General features: G+C 70.6%; 19 protein-coding genes and 1 tRNA gene. 8 read left to right on the top strand and 12 right to left on the bottom strand.

The features are described from left to right. The first annotated feature begins 81 nt into the window (after positions 1–81). From OG226_RS36020 to OG226_RS36000, 5 genes are all read left to right on the top strand, one after another. On the top strand, positions 82–1,299 hold the full coding sequence (locus tag OG226_RS36020; protein ID WP_328686534.1) for a branched-chain amino acid ABC transporter substrate-binding protein: 1,218 nt from the start codon (positions 82–84) through the stop codon (positions 1,297–1,299). 134 nt (positions 1,300–1,433) lie between these two features. After that, complete coding sequence (locus OG226_RS36015; protein WP_328683970.1) at positions 1,434–2,363, top strand: branched-chain amino acid ABC transporter permease; 930 nt, start codon at positions 1,434–1,436, stop codon at positions 2,361–2,363. A 4-nt stretch (positions 2,364–2,367) separates the two neighbouring features. Continuing rightward, positions 2,368–4,167 (top strand): branched-chain amino acid ABC transporter permease, encoded by a 1,800-nt coding sequence (locus tag OG226_RS36010; RefSeq protein ID WP_329351179.1) that lies wholly within the window; start codon positions 2,368–2,370, stop codon positions 4,165–4,167. Between the two features lie 6 nt (positions 4,168–4,173). Next, positions 4,174–5,046: an ABC transporter ATP-binding protein gene (locus OG226_RS36005; RefSeq protein WP_329351178.1), complete on the top strand. Its 873-nt coding sequence runs from the start codon at positions 4,174–4,176 to the stop codon at positions 5,044–5,046. After that, on the top strand, positions 5,043–5,759 hold the full coding sequence (locus OG226_RS36000; protein WP_328683967.1) for an ABC transporter ATP-binding protein: 717 nt from the start codon (positions 5,043–5,045) through the stop codon (positions 5,757–5,759). The genes OG226_RS36005 and OG226_RS36000 overlap by 4 nt, the downstream gene beginning before the upstream one ends. A gap of 101 nt (positions 5,760–5,860) precedes the next feature. Here OG226_RS36000 and OG226_RS35995 read toward each other — a convergent pair whose 3' ends face one another. Beyond that, positions 5,861–6,517 carry an ANTAR domain-containing response regulator gene (locus tag OG226_RS35995; RefSeq protein WP_019062225.1) on the bottom strand — a complete coding sequence of 219 codons (657 nt, stop codon included), beginning with the start codon at positions 6,515–6,517 and terminating at the stop codon, positions 5,861–5,863. 103 nt (positions 6,518–6,620) lie between these two features. Between OG226_RS35995 and OG226_RS35990 the strand changes: the two genes are divergently transcribed. After that, positions 6,621–6,693, top strand: a tRNA-Leu gene (locus OG226_RS35990). A 270-nt stretch (positions 6,694–6,963) separates the two neighbouring features. Here the strand turns inward: OG226_RS35990 and pyk are convergent. Both pyk and OG226_RS35980 read right to left on the bottom strand, forming a co-directional pair. Next, positions 6,964–8,400 (bottom strand): pyruvate kinase, encoded by a 1,437-nt coding sequence (pyk, locus tag OG226_RS35985; protein WP_328683966.1) that lies wholly within the window; start codon positions 8,398–8,400, stop codon positions 6,964–6,966. Between the two features lie 145 nt (positions 8,401–8,545). Next, a complete protein-coding gene (locus OG226_RS35980) occupies positions 8,546–9,262 on the bottom strand; it encodes an SIMPL domain-containing protein (RefSeq protein ID WP_328683965.1) in 717 nt (238 codons plus the stop codon). Between the two features lie 138 nt (positions 9,263–9,400). On the opposite strand from OG226_RS35980, the gene OG226_RS35975 reads away from it, so the two are divergent. Continuing rightward, a complete protein-coding gene (locus OG226_RS35975; RefSeq protein WP_329351177.1) occupies positions 9,401–11,206 on the top strand; it encodes a bifunctional metallophosphatase/5'-nucleotidase in 1,806 nt (601 codons plus the stop codon). Positions 11,207–11,263: 57 nt separating this feature from the next. Here the strand turns inward: OG226_RS35975 and OG226_RS35970 are convergent, their stop codons facing one another. The 6 genes from OG226_RS35970 to OG226_RS35945 form a co-directional block, all read right to left on the bottom strand. Continuing rightward, complete coding sequence (locus OG226_RS35970) at positions 11,264–12,715, bottom strand: lysine N(6)-hydroxylase/L-ornithine N(5)-oxygenase family protein (protein ID WP_329351176.1); 1,452 nt, start codon at positions 12,713–12,715, stop codon at positions 11,264–11,266. Continuing rightward, the gene (locus OG226_RS35965; protein ID WP_329351175.1) at positions 12,712–14,079 is read right to left on the bottom strand and encodes a pyridoxal phosphate-dependent decarboxylase family protein; all 1,368 of its coding nucleotides are present in this window, start codon (positions 14,077–14,079) and stop codon (positions 12,712–12,714) included. Before OG226_RS35965 ends, OG226_RS35970 begins: the two co-directional genes overlap by 4 nt. A gap of 179 nt (positions 14,080–14,258) precedes the next feature. Then, complete coding sequence (gene pepN, locus OG226_RS35960; protein WP_329351174.1) at positions 14,259–16,763, bottom strand: aminopeptidase N; 2,505 nt, start codon at positions 16,761–16,763, stop codon at positions 14,259–14,261. A gap of 56 nt (positions 16,764–16,819) precedes the next feature. Beyond that, positions 16,820–17,368 carry a response regulator gene (locus tag OG226_RS35955; RefSeq protein ID WP_328683960.1) on the bottom strand — a complete coding sequence of 183 codons (549 nt, stop codon included), beginning with the start codon at positions 17,366–17,368 and terminating at the stop codon, positions 16,820–16,822. A gap of 152 nt (positions 17,369–17,520) precedes the next feature. Next, positions 17,521–17,871: a chorismate mutase gene (locus tag OG226_RS35950; RefSeq protein WP_033286773.1), complete on the bottom strand. Its 351-nt coding sequence runs from the start codon at positions 17,869–17,871 to the stop codon at positions 17,521–17,523. A 59-nt stretch (positions 17,872–17,930) separates the two neighbouring features. Continuing rightward, the gene (locus tag OG226_RS35945; protein ID WP_329351173.1) at positions 17,931–18,821 is read right to left on the bottom strand and encodes a helix-turn-helix domain-containing protein; all 891 of its coding nucleotides are present in this window, start codon (positions 18,819–18,821) and stop codon (positions 17,931–17,933) included. A gap of 96 nt (positions 18,822–18,917) precedes the next feature. Between OG226_RS35945 and OG226_RS35940 the strand changes: the two genes are divergently transcribed. After that, on the top strand, positions 18,918–20,684 hold the full coding sequence (locus OG226_RS35940) for a glycoside hydrolase family 35 protein (protein WP_329351172.1): 1,767 nt from the start codon (positions 18,918–18,920) through the stop codon (positions 20,682–20,684). Positions 20,685–20,717: 33 nt separating this feature from the next. Here OG226_RS35940 and OG226_RS35935 read toward each other — a convergent pair whose 3' ends face one another. The 3 genes from OG226_RS35935 to OG226_RS35925 all read right to left on the bottom strand — a co-directional run bounded on the left by OG226_RS35935 (position 20,718) and on the right by OG226_RS35925 (position 24,684). Then, positions 20,718–21,983 (bottom strand): vWA domain-containing protein, encoded by a 1,266-nt coding sequence (locus OG226_RS35935; RefSeq protein ID WP_329351171.1) that lies wholly within the window; start codon positions 21,981–21,983, stop codon positions 20,718–20,720. Next, entirely contained in the window at positions 21,980–23,230 is a 1,251-nt protein-coding gene (locus OG226_RS35930) for an AAA family ATPase (RefSeq protein ID WP_328683956.1), read from the bottom strand. The genes OG226_RS35935 and OG226_RS35930 overlap by 4 nt, the downstream gene beginning before the upstream one ends. Positions 23,231–23,304: 74 nt before the next feature. Further along, the gene (locus OG226_RS35925) at positions 23,305–24,684 is read right to left on the bottom strand and encodes a hypothetical protein (RefSeq protein WP_329351170.1); all 1,380 of its coding nucleotides are present in this window, start codon (positions 24,682–24,684) and stop codon (positions 23,305–23,307) included. Between the last annotated feature and the right edge of the window lie 155 nt (positions 24,685–24,839).

Raw genomic sequence — 24,839 nt, 5'->3', positions numbered from 1 at the left:
TTGGGTACCAGCGCAGCACCTTGCCGCTCCACACCGGAGCGACTGTGCCTGCGGAAAGGACTGATTGTGCGACAGCGTTCTTTGGTGATACTGACCTCCGTTCTCACGACCGGAGCTCTGACCCTCACCGCCTGCGGCTCCCGGGACAGCGACAGCAAGAGCGACAGCGGGTCCACCACCCTGACCATCGGCGTCGACGCCCCGCTGTCCGGTGAGAACTCCACCACCGGCCTCGGCATCCAGTACGGCGTCCAGATCGCCGTCGACGACGCCAACAAGAACAACTGGGTCCCCGGCGTCAAGTTCAAGGTCAAGGCCCTGGACGACAAGGCCCAGCCCGCCACCGGCCAGTCCAACGCCACCGCCTTCACCGGCGACAGCAACGTGGTCGGCGCCGTCGGCCCGCTGAACTCCGGCGTGGCCCAGTCGATGCAGCAGGTGTTCGCCTCGGCCAACATGGTCGAGATCTCCCCGTCGAACACCAACCCCGCCCTGACCCAGGGCAAGGACTGGACGACCACCAAGACGCGGCCGTACAAGACGTACTTCCGCACCGCCACCACCGACGCCCTGCAGGGTGCCTTCGCCGCCGACTACGCGTACAACGGCCTCAAGAAGAAGAAGGCCTTCGTCGTCGACGACAAGCAGACCTACGGCGCCGGCCTGGCCGGGATCTTCAACGGCGCCTTCAAGAAGCTCGGCGGCTCCATCGCGGGCACCGACCACGTCAACACCGGCGACACCGACTTCAGCTCGCTCGTCACCAAGATCAAGAACTCCGGCGCCGACCTGCTCTACTACGGCGGCCAGTACGACGAGTCGGAGAAGATCACCAAGCAGCTCAAGGGCGCCGGCGTCAAGATCCCGCTCTTCGGCGGTGACGGCATGTTCGCCACCACCTACATCCAGACCGCGGGCAAGGCGGCCGAGGGCGACCTCGCCACCTCCGTGGGTGTCCCCGCCGACACCCTGCCCGCCGCCAAGCAGTTCATCGCGACCTACAAGGCCAAGGGCTACAAGGGTGACTACGGCGCCTACGGTGCCTACGCCTACGACGCCGCCACCGCCATCATCAAGGCAGTGAAGGCGGTCAAGGACGGCAACAGCGACAAGCTGCCCTCGGGCAACGACCTCCGCTCCAAGGTCGTCGACGCCGTACAGAAGTCCGACTTCGAAGGCATCTCCGGCAAGGTCGCCTTCGACCAGTACGGCGACACCACCAACAAGCAGCTCACCGTCTACCAGGTCACCAACGGCGCCTGGAAGGCCGTGAAGACCGGCACCTTCAACGGCAGCTGACCTCAACAGCTCCAGCACCACCGCACCACGGGCCGCGCGGAAGGAGGATCCCGACCGCGCGGCCCGTTGTCACACCCCCACCCCCAGGCACGCGATCTGTGCACACGACCACCAGCGACAATGGAGGCCACGCGGTGAACACCCTGCCGCAGCAGCTGGCCAACGGGCTGCTCCTAGGCTCGATGTACGGGCTGATCGCCATCGGCTACACGATGGTGTACGGCATCGTCCAGCTCATCAACTTCGCGCACGGCGAGATCTTCATGACCGGCGCCTTCGGCGCCCTCACGGTCTACGCCTACATCCTGCCCAGCGGCACCTCCATGGTGGTCGCCGTACCACTCATGCTGATCGGCGGCGGAATCGTCTCCGTCCTCGTCGCGGTGGGCGCCGAACGATTCGCCTACCGCCCCCTGCGGCAAGCACCACGGCTGGCGCCCCTGATCACCGCCATCGGCCTCTCCCTGTCACTCCAGGAACTCGTCCGGAACTTCTACCCGGGCGCCGACAAGGCCCGCTCCTTCCCCAGCCTCGACGGCAACCACGACATCGGCTCCGTCACCATCTCGGACGCCGACATCTTCCTGGTCATCGCCGCCATCGTGTGCATGTCCGGCCTCGCCTGGTTCGTCCGCAAGAGCCGCACCGGCCGCGCCATGCAGGCCACCGCGCAGGACCCGGACACCGCCCAGCTCATGGGCATCGACACCAACCGCATCATCGTCATAGCCTTCGCCATCGGTGGCTTCTTCGCCGCCGTAGCAGCCGTCTCCTACGGCCTGAAGTACGGCAACATCGACTACCGCATGGGCTTCCTGATGGGCCTCAAGGCCTTCACCGCGGCCGTCATGGGCGGCATCGGCAACATCTACGGCGCCATGCTCGGCGGAGTCGTCCTCGGCGTCGCCGAGACCCTCGCCTCCGCGTACATCAGCCACATCCCCGGCATGGAACAGCTCGGCGGCTCCAGCTGGGCCAACGTGTGGGCCTTCTGTCTCCTCATCCTCGTACTGCTGTTCAGGCCACAAGGTCTGCTCGGCGAACGCGTCGCGGACAGGGCGTGATCACATGACCGAGACGACCGAGACCCCTCAGACGCCGGCCACCGCCCCCGCGGAACAGCGCGGCCTCATCCCGCTGCCCCTCGCGGCCGCCCGCGCCCTCCTCCTGGGCGGCGGCATCCTCACCACCGCCTCCACGTTCCTCCGCTGGACCTGGACCTCCGACTTCCCCGGCGACCTCACCGTCAACGGCTACCCCGGCGGCCTCCAGGTCCTCACCCTCATCGCGGGTCTCCTCACCGCGCTGTTCGCCCTCGCCGCCTACGGCGTCCGCGGACTCGGCTGGCTCCTGCCCGCCCGCAACAACGCGCCGCTCGTCCTCGTCGCCCTCGGCGGCTTCGCCGTCACCTGGTACACGGTGATCTCGATCGCCGCCGAACTCGGCGGCATCGTCAACTGGGAACCCGGCACCTACATCGCCGCCGTCGCCTCCCTGCTCCCCGTGATCGGCGCCCTCGCCCTCCCGCAGAAGGCCACCGCCAGCACCGCGGAAACGCTCAAGGCGTACATCGCCAAGGCCGACCAGGTCCCGGCACCCCAGGACACGGCTCCCTGGATCCAGCGACTGACCATCACGATCGTCGCCGCCCTCGCCCTCACCGTCTTCGCCTACGGCATCGACGCCGAGGACGAACTCTTCGTCGGCTTCCTCATCGTGGTCGTCTTCACCGCCTGGGCCCTGCAGACCGCGGGTCTCTTCGACCGCTTCAGCCACCTCACGGCCCAGAACCGCAGCTTCGCCCTCGCCATGGGCTTCGTCGCCGCGATCGGCTTCCCCTTCACCCAGACCAACGACCACTACGCCAACCTCGGCGTCAACATCCTGATCTTCGGCACCGTCGCCCTCGGCCTCAACATCGTCGTCGGCCTCGCCGGACTCCTCGACCTCGGCTACGTCGCCTTCCTCGGCGTCGGCGCCTACACCGCCGCCCTGGTCTCCGGCTCCGAGTTCTCCAAGTTCTCCGGCGTCCAGTTCCCCTTCTGGGCCGCCGCCCTCACCGGCGCCGCCGCCAGCCTGGTCTTCGGCGTCCTCATCGGCGCCCCCACCCTGCGCCTGCGCGGCGACTACCTCGCCATCGTGACCCTCGGCTTCGGAGAGATCTTCCGCATCGCCGTCAACAACATGGACGGCGTCTCCGGCCCCGACATCACCAACGGCCCCAACGGCATCCCGTCCATCCCCGACCTGTCGTTCTTCGGCTTCGACTTCGGCCAGAACCACGACATCGCCGGATTCACCATCGGCCGGTTCGCCAACTACTACCTGCTCATGGTCCTGATCAGCGCCCTCGTCGTCACGATCTACCGCCGCGCCTCGGACTCCCGCATCGGCCGGTCCTGGATCGCCATCCGCGAGGACGAGACCGCCGCCACCGCCATGGGCATCAACGGCTTCCGCGTCAAGCTCATCGCCTTCGCGCTCGGCGCCACCCTCGCCGGCCTGGCCGGCACGGTCAGCGCCCACGTCACCTACAGCGTGGTGCCGAACCCGTACCAGTTCGCCGGAGCGGCCCCGCCCAACTCCGCGTTCCTGCTGGCCGCCGTCGTCCTCGGCGGCATGGGCACCGTCTCCGGACCCTTCCTCGGCGCCGCCCTGCTCTACCTGCTCCCGGAGAAGCTCGTCGCCCTCCAGGACAAGTCGCTCCTCGCCTTCGGCATCGCGCTCATCCTCCTGATGCGCTTCCGTCCCGAGGGGATCATCCCCAACCGTCGGCGCCAACTCGAATTCCACGAGACCGGCCAACTCGACGTACCGGACACCACGACCCTGACCGACGAACCGGCCATCACCAAGGCAGGGGCGTAGAGAGCCATGACGACACCTGTACTCGAAGCCCGTGACGTCACCATGCGCTTCGGTGGCCTCACCGCCGTCCGCTCCGTCGACTTCACCGTCAACGCCGGCGAGATCGTAGGCCTCATCGGCCCCAACGGCGCCGGCAAGACCACCTTCTTCAACTGCCTCACCGGCCTCTACGTCCCCACCGAGGGCACGGTCTCCTACCAGGGCACGGTGCTCCCGCCGAAGCCCCACCTGGTCACCAAGGCCGGCATCGCCCGCACCTTCCAGAACATCCGCCTGTTCGCCAACATGACGGTCCTGGAGAACGTGCTGGTCGGCCGCCACACCCGCACCAAGGAAGGCCTCTGGTCGGCCCTCCTGCGCGGCCCCGGCTTCAAGAAGGCCGAAAAGGCGAGCGAAGAACGCGCCATGGAACTCCTGGAGTTCATCGGTCTCGCCCACAAGCGCGACCACCTGGCGAGGAACCTCCCCTACGGCGAGCAGCGCAAGCTGGAGATCGCACGCGCCCTGGCGAGCGAGCCGGGCCTGCTCCTGCTGGACGAGCCGACGGCCGGCATGAACCCCCAAGAGACGCGCGCCACCGAAGAGTTGGTCTTCGCGATCCGCGACAAGGGCATCGCCGTCCTCGTCATCGAGCACGACATGCGCTTCATCTTCAACCTCTGCGACCGCGTCGCCGTCCTCGTCCAGGGCGAGAAACTCGTCGAAGGCACCTCCGACGTCGTCCAGGCCGACGAACGCGTCGTGGCCGCCTACCTCGGCGAACCCTTCGAAGGCGCCCCCGAGGAAACCCCGGCGGAAACCCCGGAGACTCCGGAAGCGGCGGAAACGGCGGACCCAGAAGCGGAGAGCACCACCAGCACCAAGGGAGAAGCCCAGTGACCGCACTGCTAGAGGTCGAGGACCTCAGGGTCTCCTACGGCAAGATCGAAGCCGTCAAGGGCATCTCCTTCAGCGTCGAAGCCGGCCAGGTCGTCACCCTCATCGGCACCAACGGCGCCGGCAAGACCACGACCCTGCGCACCCTCTCGGGCCTGCTCCAGCCCTCGGGCGGCAAGATCACCTTCGACGGCAAACCGCTCAACAGCGTCCCCGCCCACAAGATCGTCGCCCTCGGCCTGGCCCACTCCCCCGAAGGCCGGCACATCTTCCCCCGCCTCACCATCGCGGAGAACCTCCAGCTCGGCGCCTTCCTCCGCAAGGACAAAGAAGGCATCGAGAAGGACATCCAGCGCGCCTACGACCTCTTCCCCATCCTCGGAGAACGTCAGAAGCAGGCGGCGGGCACACTGTCCGGCGGCGAGCAGCAGATGCTGGCGATGGGCCGCGCCCTCATGTCCCAGCCGAAGCTCCTCATGCTGGACGAACCGTCCATGGGCCTCTCGCCCATCATGATGCAGAAGATCCTGGCGACGATCGTCGAGCTCAAGGCATCGGGCACGACGATCCTCCTGGTCGAGCAGAACGCCCAAGCGGCGCTCTCCCTCGCGGACCAGGGCCACGTCATGGAGGTCGGCAACATCGTCCTCTCCGGCACGGGCCAGGACCTCCTGCACGACGAGTCGGTACGGAAGGCGTACCTCGGCGAGGACTGAGTCTTCGCCTGCCGGTCGCTTCCGGTCGCTTTTCCACGACGAGGCCCGCGCCCCCTGTTTCGGGGCGCGGGCCTCGTCGTGCGTACTGCCGCGGGTGGGCGTCAGCCCTTCGAGGACTTCTTCTCGTCGGCGTCCTGGATGACCGCCTCGGCGACCTGCTGCATGGACATGCGGCGGTCCATCGACGTCTTCTGGATCCACCGGAACGCGGCCGGCTCGGACAGCCCGTACTCGGTCTGCAGGATCGACTTCGCACGGTCGACCAGCTTGCGGGTCTCCAGACGCAGCGTGAGGTCGGCGACCTCCTGCTCCAGCTGCTTCAACTCCGTGAAGCGCGAGACGGCCATCTCGATCGCGGGCACTACGTCACTCTTGCTGAAGGGCTTCACGAGGTACGCCATCGCACCCGCGTCCCTCGCCCGCTCGACGAGGTCGCGCTGCGAGAAAGCGGTGAGCATCAGCACGGGCGCGATGCCCTCTTCGGCGATCTTCTCGGCGGCGGAGATACCGTCCAGCTTGGGCATCTTCACGTCGAGGATCACCAGGTCGGGCTTGTGCTCACGGGCCAGCTCGACGGCCTGCTCACCATCACCGGCCTCACCTACGACGGTGTACCCCTCCTCCTCCAGCATCTCTTTGAGATCGAGCCGGATCAGGGCCTCGTCCTCGGCGATGACGACACGGGTCGTCAGCGGAGGCACGTGCGACTTGTCGTCGTCGGGCGCGTCTACGGGCTGGGGCGACTCGGGGGCGGTCACGGGGGCTCCTCGTTCAGGGCACGGGGGTAGTGCTGACAAGAGCCTACCCAGCTGCGATAAGGTAGGGGCACAGCGGGAGACTGCTGACCTTCGTTTCAAAGGGGCCCCGGTAGCCCAGCGGTAGAGGCCATGGATTCAAAACCCATCCAGCGTCGGTTCGAATCCGACTCGGGGCACTTTTCCTTCACATCGAAGGCGAACATTTGAGGCGGGGGTTCACGTTCGCGTGAGCCCCCGCTCTTCGCTGCGTGTCGCGACGATCACTCTCGCGGGGTGTCCACACGTACGCCATCGACACACGCAAGCCGGCGCCCGAACACTGACCCCGCGCATTCGTCCGCGAGGGCGTTCTCCTGTTCGCCGCCGCTCTTCTCGGCGGCCGGGAAAGCATTGAGGGCGATTCAGGTGCCCAGGGACGCCACATGGCTCACCGCGCCGCTCTCGCGCTACTTCGGGCTGTCGTCCTCGCCCACGTGGTGGACGCGGACGAGGTTCGTCGAGCCGGCCACTCCGGGAGGCGATCCCGCCGTGATGACGACGATGTCGCCCTTCTGGCAGCGGCCGTGCTTGAGGAGGAGTTCGTCGACCTGGTCGACCATCGCGTCGGTGGAGTCGACGTGCGGGCCGAGGATGGTCTCCACGCCCCAGGTGAGGGTGAGTTGGGCGCGGGTGGCCGGGTCCGGGGTGAAGGCCATGACCGGGATCGGCGAACGGTAGCGGGACAGGCGGCGGACCGTGTCGCCGGACTGGGTGAAGGCGACGAGGAACTTCGCGCCGAGGAAGTCGCCCATCTCGGCGGCGGCTCGGGCGACGGCTCCGCCCTGGGTGCGGGGCTTGTTGCGTTCGGTCAGCGGGGGCAGGCCCTTGGCGAGGATGTCCTCCTCGGCGGCCTCGATGATGCGGGCCATGGTGGTGACGGTGGCGATGGAGTACTTGCCGACGCTGGTCTCGCCGGACAGCATCACCGCGTCCGTGCCGTCGATCACGGCGTTCGCCACATCGCTCGCCTCCGCGCGCGTGGGGCGGGAGTTCTCGATCATCGAGTCGAGCATCTGGGTGGCGACGATGACCGGCTTGGCGTTGCGCTTGGCCAGTTTGACGGCGCGCTTCTGGACGATCGGGACCTGTTCGAGGGGCATCTCGACGCCGAGGTCGCCACGGGCGACCATGATGCCGTCGAAGGCGGCGACGATGTCGTCGATGGCCTCGACCGCCTGGGGTTTCTCGACCTTGGCGATGACGGGGAGGCGGTGGCCCTCCTCGTCCATGATGCGGTGGACGTCGTCGATGTCCTTGCCGCTGCGGACGAAGGACAACGCGATCACGTCGAAGCCCGTGCGCAGGGCCCAGCGGAGGTCGGCCTCGTCCTTGTCGGAGAGGGCCGGGACGGACACGGCGACTCCGGGGAGGTTCAGGCCCTTGTGGTCGGAGACCATGCCGCCTTCGACGACCTTGGTGTGGACGCGGGGGCCGTCGACGGAGGTGACTTCGAGGCAGACCTTGCCGTCGTCGACGAGGACGCGTTCGCCGGGCGTCACGTCGGTGGCGAGGCCGGCGTAGGTCGTCCCGCAGGACTGGCGGTCGCCTTCGGCGCCTTCCTCGACGGTGATGGTGAAGGTGTCCCCGCGTTCAAGGAGTACGGGTCCTTCGGTGAAGCGGCCGAGTCGGATCTTCGGGCCTTGAAGGTCGGCGAGCATTCCGACACTGCGGCCGGTTTCCTCGGAGGCCTTTCGCACGCGTTGGTAGCGCTCCTCGTGTTCGGCGTGGCTGCCGTGACTGAGGTTGAAGCGGGCTACGTCCATTCCAGCCTCGACCAGGGCTTTGATCTGGTCGTACGAGTCGGTGGCGGGGCCCAATGTACAGACGATTTTTACTCGGCGCATGGTTTGAGCCTAGGCCTTACCGGCGGGTAGGGAATTGGCCGCGCATGACTACTCAACAACCTTTGGGTGAAGGGTTATTGACAAGGCTTGAATGTGCGGCGGGCTGCTCCAATGAGCGTTCGCATAGTCGAATTAAAGGATGGGCTCACAGGCGCGGGGGTGCCATCGTGAAGCGCGCGTTGACCTGGGCGTAGACGTGCTGCCGTTGGGGTTCGAGGTCGAGGGGTGCGGCGGCCGTGTCCTCGCCTCCACCGCCGGCGAAGGACATGGAGCGCATACGGCCCTGGGGAGCGCCGTAGGTCTGGGCGTTCTCGGCGCCGATGTCGGCCAGCTCCACCAGTGCGGCCAGCGTCGTCCCCAGCGCTTCGGCGTATTCGCGGGCGCGTTGGACGGCTTCGCGGACGGCTTGCTGGCGGGCCTGGCGGTGGACGGGCGAGTCGGGGCGCAGGGCCCACCAGGGGCCGTCGACGCGGGTGAGGTCGAGGTCGGCGAGGCGGGTGGTGAGTTCGCCGAGGGCGGTGAAGTCGACGAGTTCGGCGGTGATGTTGACCCTGCCGTGGTAGCGGTGGACGCGTTCACCGCGGCCGTGTTTGGTGAGTTCGGGGGTGATGGAGAAGCCGCCGGTCTCCAGGCGTTCGACCGCTTCGCCGTAGCTCTTGACCAGGTCGAGGACGGTGGCGTTGCGGCGGGTGAGGTCGTCGAGGGCGGTGCGGCGGTCGGTCCCGCGCGCGGCGACGGTGATGCCGATGCGGGCGATCTCGGGGTCGACTTCGAGGCGGGCCTCGCCGCGGACGGCGATGCGGGGGGCGTCGGGGGTGCCGTAGGGGACGGGGGGTTGGGGTTCGTCTGTGGGCGTGGTCATGCGTCCCACTGTGTCATTCACCGGTGGGTCACAGCGTGTGGTGGTCACCAGATCGAAACCTGCGGGGACTGTTGCGCCAGGTAAGAAACAGGTCAGAATCTACGCGCGTTGTTGACCGTTTCCCGAGGAGATCGAGACATGCCCTTGAACCGCCGGAAGTTCCTGAAGAAGTCCGCCGTGACGGGCGCGGGGGTCGCGCTGGCCGGTGCGGCGGCGGCTCCGGCGGCGCAGGCCGCGGAGAGGAAGAAGCCGGGTCGGCACGCGAAGCGGTATTCGCTGACCGTCATGGGCACGACGGATCTGCACGGGCATGTCTTCAACTGGGACTACTTCAAGGACGCGGAGTACGCGGACGCCAAGGGCAACGCGATGGGTCTGGCGCGGGTCTCGACCCTGGTGAACCAGATCCGCCAGGAGAAGGGGCGGCGCAACACCCTGCTGCTGGACGCGGGCGACACGATCCAGGGCACCCCGCTGACGTACTACTTCGCGAAGGTGGACCCGATCACCGCCAAGGGCGGGCCGGTGCACCCGATGGCGCAGGCGATGAACGCGATCGGGTACGACGCGGCGGCGCTGGGCAACCACGAGTTCAACTACGGCATCGAGACACTGCGGAAGTTCGAGGACCAGTGCCGTTTCCCGCTGCTCGGCGCGAACGCGCTGGACGCGAAGACGCTGAAGCCGGCGTTCCCGCCGTACTTCATCAAGAAGTTCCAGGTGCCGGGCGCTCCGCCGGTCAGGGTCGCGGTGCTCGGGCTGACCAATCCCGGTATCGCGATCTGGGACAAGGCCTATGTGCAGGGGAAGTTGGTGTTCCCGGGGCTGGAGGAGCAGGCGGCGAAGTGGGTGCCGAAGCTGCGGTCGATGGGGGCGGATGTCGTCGTCGTGTCGGCTCACTCCGGGTCGTCGGGGACGTCGTCGTACGGTGATCAACTGCCGTACGTGGAGAACTCGGCGGCGCTCGTCGCGCAGCAGGTGCCGGGGATCGACGCGATCCTCGTGGGCCACGCGCACGTGGAGATACCGGAGTTGAAGGTCACGAACACGGCGACGGGCAGGACCGTCGTGCTGTCCGAACCGCTGTGCTACGCCGAGCGGTTGAGCGTGTTCGACGTCGAGTTGGTCTTCGAGAAGGGGCGTTGGACCGTCGAGTCGGTCGCGGCGTCGCTGCGGGACGCGAAGACGGTCGCGGACGACCCGAAGATCACGCGGCTGCTGAAGGACGAGCACGCGCTGGTCGTGGAGTACGTCAACCAGGTGGTCGGTACGGCGACGGCGACGCTGACGACGGTCGACGCGCGGTACAAGGACGCGCCGATCATCGACCTGATCACCAAGGTCCAAGAGGACGTGGTGAAGGCCGCGTTGGCGGGGACGGCCTACGCGTCGCTGCCGGTGATCGCGCAGGCGTCGCCCTTCTCGCGGACCTCGGAGATCCCGGCGGGCGAGGTGACGATCCGGGATCTGTCGGGTCTGTACGTGTACGACAACACGCTGGTCGCGAAGTTGCTGACGGGTGCTCAGGTGCGGGCGTACCTGGAGTACTCGGCGGAGTACTTCGTACAGACGGCCGCCGACGCGGTCGTCGACACGGAGAAGCTGACGAACGCGAACGGCCGCCCGGACTACAACTACGACTACGTGTCCGGGTTCTCGTACGAGATCGACGTCGCGCAGGCTGCGGGCTCACGGATCAAGAACCTCACCTACAACGGTGCGGCGCTCGACGACACGCAACAGTTCGTGCTGGCGGTGAACAACTACCGGGCGAACGGCGGCGGTGCGTTCCCGCACGTGGCGTCGGCGACCGAGGTGTGGTCGGAGTCGACGGAGATCCGGACGCGGATCGCGGAGTGGGTGACCGCGAAGGGTGTGCTGAATCCGGCCGACTTCGCCTCGGTGGACTGGAAGTTGACGCGGAACGGGACGCCGGTGTTCTAGGGGCTCGTGTTTTCCCGGGTGGGGGTCCGGCGGTTCTGGTTGCCGCCGGGCCCCTTCTCAGCGTCCTTCAACGAGGGGGGTGAGGATGCGGGCGGCCTGGCGGGCCGTGGGGATCTGGACCTGGGGGTCGAGACCGAACGTGGTGAAGGCCGTTCGGCCGGGGAGGGAGTAAGGCTCCTTGCCCGTCAGGGAGTTGAGGATGGTGGCGCTGCGCCAGGCGGCGAGGCCGAGGTCGGGGGCGCCGACGCCGTGGGTGTGGCGTTCGGCGTTCTGGACGTAGACCTGGCAGCCGGAGCCGGTGACGGACGGATCGAGCACGAGCCTGAACTGGTCGTCGACGCGCGGGCGTTCGGCGCTGTCGCGGCGCAGGTAGGGGTCGAGTCCGGCGAGGATGCGGTCGAGGGGGCGTTCGCGGTAGCCGGTGGCGAGGACGACGGCGTCGGTGGTGAGGCGGGAGCGGGTGTTCTGCTGGAGGTGTTCCAGGTGGAGCTCGACCTTGGTGGTCGCGATGCGTCCCGCGGTGCGGACGCGGACGCCGGGGGTGAGGACGGCGTCGGGCCAACCGCCGTGCAGGGTACGGCGGTAGAGCTCGTCGTGGATGGCGGCGATGGTGCCGGCGTCGATGCCCTTGTGGAGTTGCCACTGCGAGGTGACGAGGCGGTCGCGGACTCCTTCGGCGAGGGCGTGGAAGTAGCGGGTGTAGTCCGGAGTGAAGTGCTCCAGGCCGAGCTTGGAGTACTCCATGGGGGCGAAGGCCTCGCTGCGGCCGATCCAGTGGAGCTTCTCGTGTCCCGCGGGGCGGTGGCGGAGCAGGTCGAGGAAGACCTCGGCGCCGGTCTGTCCTGAGCCGATGACGGTGATGTGGTCGGCGGCGAGAAACGTTTCGCGGTGGGCGAGGTAGTCGGCGGCGTGGATGACGGGAACGCCCGGGGCTTCGACGAGGGGCTTGAGCGGGTCGGGGACGTAGGGGGCGGTGCCGACGCCGAGGACGATGTTCTTGGTGTACGTCCGGCCGAGGGCTTCGGCTTCCCCGTCGCTGTCGAGCTGGGTGAAGTCGACCTCGAACACGTCGCGTTCGGGGTTGAAGCGGACGGCGTCGACCTGGTGGCCGAAGTGGAGTCCGGGGAGGCTCTCGGCGACCCAGCGGCAGTAGGCGTCGTACTCGGCGCGCTGGATGTGGAAGCGCTCGGCGAAGTAGAAGGGGAAGAGCCGGTCGCGGTCCTTGAGGTAGTTGAGGAAGGACCAGGGGCTGGCGGGGTCGGCGAGGGTCACCAGGTCGGCCAGGAAGGGGACTTGGACGGTGGCGCCGTCGATGAGCAGGCCGGGGTGCCAGTCGAAGCCGGGGCGCTGTTCGTAGAAGACGGTGTCGAGTTCGGTGAGGGGGTGGGCGAGGGCGGCCAGCGAGAGGTTGGACGGTCCGATGCCGATGCCGACCAGGTCGCGGGGTGCTTCCGGTTCGGGGTGTGGGGGGTTGGGGGTCTGGGGGTGACCCGTCGGGGGGTGGCTCATCGGGGGGTGTTTCCTTCCACCAGTTTCAGGAGGGCGGCCAGGTCGTCGGGCCGGGTGTGGGGGTTGAGGAGGGTGACCTTGAGCCAGAGCCGGCCGTCGAGTGCGGCCCGGCCGAGGACGGCCCGTCCGTCGGTGAGGAGTTGGCGGCGTACGGCGGCCACGGCGTCGTCGGTGGCGTCGGTGGGCCGGAACAGGACGGTGCTGATGACGGGCGGGTGGTACAGCTCGAAGCCGGGGTGGTCGCGGATGAGGGCGGCGAACTCCCGTGCACGGGCGCAGACTTGGTCGACGAGGGTGCCGAGTCCGGTGCGGCCGAGGGTCTTCAGGGTGACGGCGAGCTTGAGGACGTCAGGCCTGCGGGTGGTGCGCATCGAGCGGCCGAGGAGGTCGGGCAGGCCCGCTTCGGTGTCGTCGTCGGCGTTGAGGTAGTCGGCGCGCTGGGTGAGGGCGGCGAGGTCGCGGGGCCGGCGTACGGCGAGGAGGCCGGCGGCGACGGGCTGCCAGCCGAGTTTGTGCAGGTCGAGGGTGACGGTGTGGGCGCGGTCGAGGCCGGCGAGTTTGTCGCGGTGGCGGTCGCTGAAGGTGAGGCCCCCGCCGTAGGCGGCGTCGATGTGGAGGCGGGCGCCGTGGGCCGCGCACAGGCCGGCGATCTCGGGCAGCGGGTCGATGAGGCCGGCGTCGGTGGTGCCCGCGGTGGCGGCGACCAGGATGGAGCCGCGGGGGCCGGGCATTGCGGTGAGGGCCTCGTCGAGCGCGGCGGGGTCGAGGGTGCCGGTGGGGGTGGGGACGACGACGGGGTCGGGCAGGCCGAGGAGCCAGGCGGCGCGGGGCAGGGAGTGGTGGGCGTTGCTTCCGCAGACCAGCCGCACGCTGCCGCCGTTGGCCTCGCGGGCGAGCAGCAGGGCGAGTTGGTTGGCTTCGGTGCCGCCGGTGGTGACGAGGGCGTCGGCGAGGCCGATCTCGTGCGCGAGGGTCCGGGTGACGAGGGCTTCGAGGGCGGAGGCGGCGGGGGCCTGGTCCCAGGAGTCCAGCGAGGGGTTCAGCGCGCTGACGGCGAGGTCGGCCGCGGTGGCGACGGCGAGCGGCGGGCAGTGCAGGTGCGCCGCGCACAGCGGGTCGGCGGGGTCGGCGGCGCCTTCCGCGAGCGCGTGCACGAGGGTGCGCAGGGCGTCGGGGTCGCCGTCGTCGGGAAGTACGTCCCCTACGGCGTCCCGCATGCGGGCGGCGACCGCGTCGGGGCCGCCCGCGGGGAACGGGCCGCCGCGGGCCCTGCGTCCGGTGCCGAGTGCGTCGAGGACGGTGTCGAGCAACGGACGCAGGGCGTCGGGTCCTTCGGGGCCTGAGGCGAGGGGTGCGCTGCTCATGCTGTCCTCCGGGGCGCGGGGCGGGGGTTCCAGCTTGAACCCCGATGAGTCGACGCGCCCGGGGAGAACAACGATCGGAACCCGAAAGGGTGTTGTTCAACACCCGGCGTGGTGTGGGTGCCGGCGTTGCTGGGAGTTGCGCCCCCAGACCTCTCTTCGGCCCTGAAGGGGCCTCGTCCTCAAACGCCGGACGGGCTGGATCGCACCCCCCGTACCCGCGACGCCCGCCCCAGGTCGTCGAGTTGGTCGACCAGTTTGCGGCGGAGGGACGGGGTGAGGTCGGCGTCGCGGAGGCATTCCTCGCCGAGGCGGAGGGTTTCGGGGTCGACGGCGTGGGCGGGGAAGGCCCAGCGGCCGGCGGCGTCGGCGATGGCGGGACCCCGGCGGGTGGCGAGGGCCACCGCGTCCGTGAAGAAGCGGGGCACGTAGTCCCGTACCAGGTCGGCCTGTTCGGGCTGCCAGAAGCCCTGGGCGGTGGCGGTGAAGAGGTAGTTGGAGAGGTCGTCCGTGGTGAACATCGCCTCCCAGGCCGTGCGCTTGGCCTCGGGGTCGGGGAGGGCGGCGCGGCAGCGGGCGGCGCCTTCCTGGCCGGTGGCGGACGGGTCGCGCTCCAGCTCGGCGGCGATCGCGGGCTCGTCGGTGGCGCCGAGGACGGCGAGGCGGGCCAGGACGCGCCAGCGCAGCTCGGGGTCCAGCTCGGGGCCGCCGGGGACGGTGCCTTCGGTGAGCCAGGCGGCGATGGTGTCGGGGTGGGCGGCGACGTCGATGAAGTGGCGTACGGCGATGAGGCGCAGGCCGGGGTTGGAGCCGTCCTCGGTGCGGCGGATGAGGTCGCGGCACAGGGCGGTGAGGGTCGCGAGGGCGACCGGGCGGGCCTCGGGGGTGAGGTAGCGGTCGGTGACCTGGGCGGAGGCGAAGGCGAGGACGCCCTGGACGAGGGCGAGGTCCGTCTCGTGCGGGAGGTGGGCGCGGGCGGCGTCCAGGTAGGCGGAGGCGGGGAGTTGGCCGTCGCGGACGCTGTCACGCAGGGCGTTCCAGACGACCGCGCGGGTGAGGGGGTCGGGGAGGCCGGAGAGGCTGGTGCGGACGGTCTCGAAGGAGTCGGGGTCGAAGCGGACCTTGGCGTAGGTGAGGTCGCCGTCGTTGAGGAGGAGCAACGCCGGGCGTTTGCCGAGGGGTTGGGGCTCGGTCTGGGGCACGTCGAGGTCGATGCGCTCGCGCAGGGTGAGGCGGCCGGTGTCGCCGGGGTCCTGGTCGTACAGGCCGACGGCGATGTGGTGCGGGCGGCTGCCCGCGCGGTCGACGGTCAGGGTGTACGTGCCGTCGTCGGCCCGGGTGACGGTGGGCGTGAGGGTGTCCACGCCCGTCGTGCTCAGCCATGCGTCGGCCCACGCGTGGACGTCGCGTTCGGTGCCCGACGCCAGGGAGTCGATGAAGTCGGCGAGGGTGGCGTTGCCGAACTTGTGGCGGGCGAAGTGGGTGTTGATGCCGGCGAGGAAGTCCTTCTCGCCGAGCCAGGCCACCAACTGCCGTAGCGCGGAGGCGCCCTTGGCGTACGAGATGCCGTCGAAGTTGAGGAGGGCGGAGGCCGTGTCGTCGACGTTCTCGGGGGCCACGGGGTGGGTGGAGGGGCGCTGGTCGGCGTCGTAGCCCCAGGCCTTGCGGACGACGCCGAAGTCGGTCCAGGTGTCGGTGAAGCGGGTGGCCTCGGTGAGGGTCTGGTAGCCCATGTACTCGGCGAAGGACTCGTTCAGCCAGATGTCGTCCCACCACTGCAGGGTGACGAGGTCGCCGAACCACATGTGGGCCATCTCGTGGGCGATGACCATGCCGCGGGTCTGCCGCTCGGTGTCGGTGACGGCGGAGCGGTAGATGAACTCGTCGCGGAAGGTGACCAGGCCGGGGTTCTCCATGGCGCCCGCGTTGAACTCGGGGACGAAGGCCTGGTCGTAGGAGTCGAAGGGGTAGGGCTCCTCGAACTTCTCGTGGTAGCGGTCGTAGCACTGCCGGGTGATGTCGAGGATCTCGTCGGCGTCCGCGTCGAGGTGGGGGGCCAGCGAGCGGCGGCAGTGGATGCCGAAGGGCAGGCCGCGGTGTTCGGTGCGCACCGAGTGCCAGGGGCCGGCGGCGACGGCGACGAGGTAGGTGGAGACGAGGGGGGTGGGGGCGGCCTGCCAGCGGCCTTCGCCGAGGTGCTCGGTGATGCCGTTGGCGAGGACGGTCCAGCCTTCGGGGGCCTTGACGGAGAGGTCGAAGACGGACTTGAGGTCGGGCTGGTCGAAGGCGGCGAAGACGCGCTGGACGTCCTCCATGAAGAGCTGGGTGTAGACGTAGGTCTCGCTGTCGGTGGGGTCGGTGAAGCGGTGCATGCCCTCGCCGGTGCGGGAGTAGCGCATGCTCGCGTCGACGCGCAGTTCGTGCTCGCCCGCGGTGAGGGCGGGCAGCGGGAGCCGGTTCTCGACGAGGTGCTCGGGGTCGAGGGGGCGGCCGTCGAGGGTGACGGAGCGCAGCTCGGCGGGCTTGAGTTCGACGAAGGTGTCCGCGTCGGCACGAGCGGTGAACGCGATGACGGTGCGGGAGTCGAAGGTGTCCTCGCCCGTCGTCAGATCGAGTTCGATCGTGTAGCGGTGGACGTCGAGGAGCCTGGCACGGGTCTGCGCTTCGTCGCGCGTCAGTACGGACATGCAGGACATGCTGCCTGATGGCACTGACATGGCACAGGGGTGGTTCCGTACGCGGCTTATGTCCGGTCGGGCGCGGGCGTGGCGGCGGGCGCGGGCGCGGTGTTCCGGGCGTCGCGCCGGTAGGGCACGAGCGCGTCCGGGTGGGGCAGCGCGGGGCGGGGTTCGTGCGGGTCCTTGAGGAGGGCGCGGAGTTCGCGGACCTCGCGTTCGAGGGCCTGGTGGCGCTGGTGGGTGTCGTAGAGGTAGCGGACCTTGGTGCGCAGGGTCCAGGGGTCGACGGGTTTCATGACGAGGTCGGCGACGCCGAGGGTGAAGGCGGCGGCGGTCGTCTCGGGGTCGGGGCCGAAGCCGGTGAGGAGCAGGACCGGAATGTGCTGGGTCTGTTCCAGGCGGCGCAGGTAGCGGACGACGTCCAGGCCGCTGACGCCGGGCATGCGCACGTCCAGCACGAGGAGGCCGACCCTGCCGCGGAGCACCTGCTTGAGCGCCTCGTCGCCGCTGGTGGCGCGGGCGAGCCGGTAGCCCAGCGGGGCCAGGGCGCTCTCCAGCGCGTACAGCGTGTCCTCATGGTCGTCGACGATGAGGATCTCGGCATCCGACGGCATGACCCGACGTCCCTCCCGCGTGGGACAACCAGCTTATGACGCAGGTGTTGACGGGGTGTGCCCGTCGACTGACATGGAGTGCGCAAGGAGCGCACAGCGCAGCATGGCCCCGAACTCGCCCCGCTGTCACGCCCCTTACCGGACGTGCGAGGTCAGTTCGCCGTGGGTGAACCGCCGTTCACGGCGTCCTCCGCGATGCGCTCGTGGTGGCGGATCACCTCGCCGATGATGAAATTCAGGAACTTCTCGGCGAACGCCGGGTCCAGCTTGGCGCTTTCGGCCAGCGCGCGGAGGCGTTCGATCTGGCGGGCCTCGCGGGCCGGGTCGGCGGGCGGCAGCCGGTGGGTGGCCTTGAGGACACCGACCTGCTGGGTGGCCTTGAAGCGTTCGGCGAGCATGTGGACGACGGCCGCGTCGATGTTGTCGATGCTGTCGCGCAGCCGGGCGAGCTCCTCGCGCACGGCGGGGTCGACGTCACCGGTTCCGTTGGTGCTGGTGGTCATGGGCGACCACCCTACGTGGCGTGCGACCACTCGATGATCGGCCCCTGTGTGGTGTGCGCCTATGTGGCGTGCGGCCACTCGATGATCGGTGGATCGGCCGGGTCGGGCACCTGGTCGCTCCAGCCGCCGGGGACGGTGCGGCCCTGCTGGGCGCGGAAGCGGACGGGGGGCATGCCGACGCGGCGGGTGAACAGGCGGCTGAAATAGGCGGGGTCGTCGTAGCCGACGCGGCGGGCGACGGCGGCGACCGGGAGTTCGGTGGCGGCGAGCAGCTCCTTGGCGCGGCCCAGGCGGATGCCGAGGAGGTAGTCCTTGGGGCTGCATCCGGCGCCCTGGCGGACGGCGGTGCGCAGGGCGGCGGGGCTCATGCCGTGCCGGGCCGCGTGGTCGGCGACGGTGAGCGGCAGGCAGGCGTCCCGGGCGAGGGCCTGGAGGACCGGGTCGCCGTCGGGGGCGAGGTCGGCGCGGGCGCGGCGCAGGGCGACCAGGAGTTCGTGGACGGCGGCGCCGGTCTCCACCTCCAGGAGGGGGTTGCCGCGGCGTGCGGCTCGGGCCATGCGCCCGATGACCGCACGGGGTCCGGCCGCGTCCGAGAGGGGCACCACGGGCCGTTCCGGCTCGATGTAGCCGAGTTCGGTGTACGTCGTCGTCGCGGGCCCGGTGAAGTCGACGAACCCCTCGTCCCAGCCGCCGCCGGGGTCGGGCGCGTAGTGGTGCGGCACTCCGGGGGTGAGCCACAGCAGCGCGGGCGCGGTGACGGTCGCACGGCGGCCGTCGGGGCTCAGGTACCAGCCGCCGCCCGCGCTGATCACGACGGCGACGTGGTGGTCGAGGGTGCGCGGGCCGACGGTGGGCAGGGCGCCGTACTGGAGGCCCACGCCGAGGCAGGCGAGGCCGAGGCGGTGGTGGGCGGGTGTGGGCGTGAAGAAACGCATCCAGGTGTGGTACATCGGCGCCCCCTCACACGGTGCTCGGTCCGCTCGGTCCAAGTAGCGGTGATCTTTGTCCATGGACGTGATCGGCGCCAAGAGGAGAGAGTCGTCGGCATGAGTGAGTTCACCGTGGGCGACAGGGACTTTCTGCTGGACGGGCGGCCGGTGCGGCTGCTGTCCGGGGCACTGCACTACTTCCGGGTGCACGAGGCGAGCTGGGGGCACCGGCTGGCGATGCTGCGGGCGATGGGCCTCAACTGCGTGGAGACGTACGTCCCGTGGAACCTGCACGAGCCGGCGCCGGGCGACTTCCGGGACGTCCAGGCGCTGGGCCGGTTCCTGGACGCGGCCCGGGAGGCGGGCCTGTGGGCGATCGTGCGCCCGGGGCCGTACATCTGCGCGGAGTGGGAGAACGGCGGGCTGCCGCACTGGCTGACCGGCGAACTGGGGGCACGCGCGCGTACGCGTGACGCACGCTTCCTGGGTCACCTGGAGCGCTGGTTCCGGCAGTTGCTGCCCGAGGTCGTGTCCCGCCAACTCGACCGCGGCGGCCCGGTGATCATGGTGCAGATCGAGAACGAGTACGGGAGTTACGGCTCCGACGCGGTGTATCTGCGCCGCGTGGAGGAGTTGTTGCGGGACCAGGGGGTCACGGTTCCGCTGTTCACCTCGGACGGTCCCGAGGACTTCATGCTGAGCGGCGGGTCGGTCCCCGGTGTCCTCGCGACGGTGAACTTCGGGTCCCACGCGCGCGTGGCCTTCGAGACGCTGCGGCGGCACCAGCCCGAAGGGCCGTTGATGTGCATGGAGTTCTGGTGCGGCTGGTTCGACCACTGGGGCGGCGAGCACGTCGTCCGCGATGCCGGGGACGCGGCGGACGCGCTGCGCGAGATCCTGGAGTGCGGCGCTTCGGTCAACCTCTACATGGCGCACGGCGGCACCAACTTCGCCGGCTGGGCGGGCGCCAACCGGGGCGGCGGCGCGCTGCACGAGGGCCCGCTGGAGCCCGACGTGACGTCGTACGACTATGACGCGCCGATCGACGAGTACGGGCGCCCCACGGACAAGTTCTGGCGCTTCCGCGAGGTGCTGGCCGCGTACGCGGACGGCCCGCTGCCCGAACTCCCGCCCGCCCCGGCGGCGTTGGGCCGTCCGGCCGAGGTGGACTTGACCGGCTGGGCTCCCCTGACCGACGTACTGGAGGCACGCGGCGGGCCGGAGACCGAGGGACCCGTGCCGCCTACCTTCGAGGAACTGGACGTGGACCGGGGGATCGTCCGCTACGAGGTGACCGTTCCGGGACCGCGCGCACCGTATCCGCTGACCGCGCGCGGGCTGCGCGACCTCGCGGTGGTGTACGTCGACGGAGAGCGGGCCGGGGTCCTCGTGGAGGGCGACGAGCAGCTCAAGGAGCCCGTCGCCGGGCACGCGCGTGTGCAGGTGTGGGTGGAGTCCCTGGGGAGGGTCAATTACGGGCCTCGGCTCGGGGAGGCGAAGGGGATCACCGGGGGGCTGTTGCACGAGCGGCAGTATCTGCACGACGTACGCGCGCGTGGGCTGCGGTTGGACGCGCTGGACTCGCTGGACGACGTCGAGGGGGTGCCGCTGCGGGAGCTGCCCGCGGACGGCTCCCCCGGGCTGTACCGGGGCACCGTCGAGGTGCGCGGCGCCGGGGACGCCCTGCTCGAACTGCCGGGCTGGACAAGGGGGTTCGTATGGATCAACGGGTTCAATCTGGGACGGTACTGGTCGGCCGGGCCGCAACGGGAGTTGTACGTCCCCGGTGCCGTGCTGCGGGAGGGCGTGAACGAGGTGTGGCTGTTGGAGCTTCAAGAGGCGCCGGTCCCTTCGGGGTTCGCCCTCGCGCTCAAGAGTCCGTAGCGGGCTCTGAAGGGTCTGTAGCGGGCCGAGGGCTCACCGGGCGACGGATACGGACCCGATCTCGACCACCCGCGCCCAGTCGGGCGGCGTGTCCGGCACGTAGTCGGGGTCGTCCTCGTCGTAGGACGCCCCGCCCTCGTGCCGGCGCGGGAACAGGCCCACCACCGTCCGGCAGGGCGGTCGCGACTCCGGCCAGGGTGTCTGGCCGTCGGTGAGGACGACGACGACGTCGGGGCGGCCACGCAGCGCCTTGGCGAAGCCGGTGCGCAGATCCGTACCGCCGCCGCCCAGCAGCTCGATGCCCTCGGCGCGGCACAGCGGTTGCGCGACCTGGGCGGCCGCGTCGCAGGACACCACGGTGACCAGGTCGCGGCGCCCGCCCACGGCCCGTGAGATCGCGGCGACTTCGAGGAGCGCGCTGCCCAGCTCGGCGTCGCTGACCGACCTGGAGGTGTCGATGACCACGCACACCCGGGGCGGCCGGCGGCGCAGGCTCGGCAGCACGATGCCGGGCAGCGACGCCGAGCGGCGCGAGGGTCTCCCGTAGATGTAGTCCTCGCCCGCGCCCGGAGCGGAGACCGCCGAGCGGACCGCCGCCCCGAGCAACTCCCGCCAGGGCTGCGGCGGATGGAACGCCTCCTCCGCCCACCGCCGCCACCCGTCGGGGGCGGTGCCGGGGCGGCCGGTGATGCCCTGTGCCACCCGGAAGCGGACCGCGTCGCGCTGCTGCTCGCTGAGCCCGTGCGCGCCGGCCGCGCCCAGTTCCCACTCCCGGTCGAGCCCGTCGGCGCCGCTGCCGCAGTCCAGCCACGCCAACTCCGTTGTGCGCGGGCCGAGTTGGAACCAGCGCAGGTAGTCCTCCATCAGGTTCCCGGTGGGCAGCCCCAGCGTCCCCGGCCGGACCGCGCCTTCGGGGGTGACGAGGCCGTCGCCGTACGCGTCGTCGTTGATCTCCATGTCGGCGGCGATGTTCATCCGCAACCGCTCCCCCGGGCCGGTCAGTCCGCGCTCGCGGGCGAGACGGTCGCTGCGCCCGTGGTGGTCGCGGAGGAGGTGCGAGACCTCGTGGACCCAGACGCCGGCCAGGTCCTCGACGGACATCCGGTCCACGAAACCGGGCGAGACGTAGCAGCGCCAGTGCCGGTCGACGGCCATCGTCGGCACGTGCCGCGACTCGACCGTGTGGAGGGCGAAGAGGGCGGTGGCGAGGTAGGGGCGGACGCGGGCCGCGTAGAGGCGGGCGGCGAAGAGCTTGTCGAGGTCGAGAGCGCCCGCCCCATGGGCCGCGGACGGGTTCACCGGCCGCCCTTCACGGCCGTGGCGGCGCGGTCCGCCCGCTGCGACAGGGCGACCACTCCGGCGAGTCGCTCGATGGACGCGGGCACGTCCCAGTCGTCGCGGCGCAGCGAGGCGAGGGTGGTCGCGGGCACGACGACCAGATCCGGGGCGCCGGTCTCCAACGCCCGCACCAGCACCGCCCAGGCCGCGTCCCAGCGGGCCCGGTCGGGACGGTTGCGGACCGCGGCCACCACACCGTCGAGCACGGCCTGGCGCAGATCCCCGCGCGCGGGCAGTTCACCGGCCGTCGGGTCGGCGAGGAAGATCTCGGGGTCGGGAAGGTCCATCCGGTCCACACAGGCCAGCAGTTCCAGCCCGGGACCGTCCCCCACCGTGCCCCTGACCAGCTGGGACAGCACCTCCCGCGAGGAACCGGCCGCGGTCGCGAACGCGATCAGGCTCATCGCCATCTCCCAGCTCCGGGGCGAGGGCCAGGCGCCGCCGCGCCGCGTCTCGCTGCTGGGCAGTTGGTGGACCAGTTTGGGCCGCCCGGTGAGCAGCCCGCACACCGCGCGGCGCGCGAAGTCCACGGCCTCGGGCAGTTTCTCCGGGTCGAGCCGGGGCAGGGTCGCCCGCGGCCAGGTGCCGCCGAGTCCGCGTACGACGACCTCGTGGTCGTGGGTCCACTGAAGGTGCACGAACCGGTTCGCGAGCGGCGGGCTCAACTCCCAGCCGTCGGCCGCCGAGGACCGCGGGTTGGCGGCGGCCACGATCCGCACCCCGGGCGGCAGCCGCAGCGCCCCGATCCGCCGCTCCAGCACCAGCCGCAGCAACGCGGCCTGCACGGCGGGCGGCGCGGTCGACAACTCGTCCAGGAACAACAGCCCCCGCCCCGCCCGCACGAGCCGTACGGCCCAGTCCGGCGGCGCCATCGGGACGCCCTGCTCGGCGGGGTCGTCGCCGATGACGGGCAGCCCGGAGAAGTCGGACGGCTCGTGCACGCTGGCGATCACCGTCGTCAACGGCAGATCCAGCGCGTCGGCGAGCTGCGTCAGCGCGGCCGTCTTCCCGATCCCCGGCTCGCCCCACAGCAGCACGGGCAGGTCGGCGGCCACGGACAGGGTCAGGGCCTCCAGCTGGGTGTCGGGGCGCGGTTCGGTGGTGGTGTCGCGCAGGAGGGTCAACAGGTCCCCGGCGACGTCGAGTTGGGCGGGTGAGGGGATGGGGTCGGCGGGGTTGAGGGCGGCGTACAGGGTGCGTGTGGGCATGGCGGATCACCTTTGGGGTCGAGGCGGAACATGGGTGAGGGCGAGCTCAGCGGTCGGCTGCGCGCCCGGTGCGGTCAGCGGGCGATGGTGTGGCGAGGGCGCCAGGCGGAAAGGCGCCGGACATTCGGGGACTGCGGGCCGAAGTGGCCGGTTCGCGGTCCGGGATCGGCCAGGCCCGCCCTGAACAGCCCGTACGCGAGCCGCCGTTCGGCCGCCGCCCGCAGTTCGTCCCGCAACGCGCCACCGCGCAGCACGGCCTCGGGCCCGAGCAGCCCTTCTACGACGGCCAGCGCACCGGCGGTGTCGCCGTGGACGAGCCGTTCGCTGACGCCGGTGAGGCAGTCAGGGCGGCGATGGGCGTCGTCGATGGCCTGCAGACAGGGCAACGGCGTACCGGTCAGCGCGACCAGCAGCTCCTCGCGCCCGACCTCGACCGGATCGTGGTCCAGGGGCGCCAGGACGCCGTCCACCAGACCGATCCGGTGCAGGGCGCCCCGGCATTCGACCAGGTGCGGCTGAACCGCCCGGTCCGGCACCGGCGCGGAATCCTCCGGCGGCGGACGGCCCGGTACGAGCGCGGCGGCGACCAGCGGATGCAACTGACCGGCGTCGATCTCGCCGGTGCGGAGCAGCTCCAGGTCGGGCAGCACCCAGGTCGCCGCGTCGGGCAGGACGGGTAGCGCGGCGGCACTGCCGTCCGTGGGCGCGGGGTCGAGCCGCAGGGTGTCCCCGGCCGGATCCGGGGTCAGCGCCAGCCGGTGCCGGGAACCGAGCCGTACGACGACGGGACCGGCCGCCCGCCCCTCCGCGCGGAGCAGGATCGCCGCCTCGGCCGCCCACCGGTCGACGGCGCAGCGGAGACCCTCCGGCACCGGCTCCGGAACCTCCGACTGGTCCGGTGTTTCCGGCCGTTCGGCCCCGGACCGGGCCCGCAGCTCACCGCTTCTCCCCGCGTCCCACAGATGCCGGTGCAGGTCGAGGCGGAACGAGCGGCTGGGCCGGGGATGCGGATGCCGGCGGGCGTCGGCGTCGCGGCGGGTGCCGTCCCACAGGGCGAGGCTGATCCGCTGGCCGCCGTCCGCCCAGGCCGGTGGCGTCCGGACCACGAGGTGCGGCGGGCCGGTGGCGTCGCCGCCGTAGCGGGCCAGCGTGAGGGTGAGTCCCGGGCGCAGCAGGCCGTCCGGGGCGATCCTCGGGAGGTGCCAGCGGAGCAGGTCGGGGGCGAGGCCGCGGAGGTCGGCGCGGACCCGGGCGGCGACTTCCCGGCCGTGGGCGCGCGCTACGGAGCGCAGGTCGAGATCGACGTCGACACGGGCGGCGGCGCAGGCGCCCGCCCAGTCGCCGGCAGCACGGCGGGCCGTGGCCGTCTCGATCATGGAGGGCGGCACGGCGAACTCGCGCACGCGCGGCCAGAAGGAACGCGGGGAATCCTCGTTCGCGGGGTGAAGGTGCATCAGCACTCACCTTGAGCGGACGGGACCCCCGTTCTGTGAACGGAGTGAGTGGTCATCGCGGGGAGCATAACCGCCCCGTCCGCGATCTGCCAGGGAAATACGGGGGCGTGCTTCGGCGGGCACCGGCATAGAGTGGATGCGGGTTCAGGGCGTCT

This window comes from Streptomyces sp. NBC_01261 (assembly GCF_036226385.1).
GTDB lineage: Bacteria > Actinomycetota > Actinomycetes > Streptomycetales > Streptomycetaceae > Streptomyces.
Note: the sequence above shows the minus strand (reverse complement) of the source record. Positions and strands in the feature narration are given on the sequence as shown.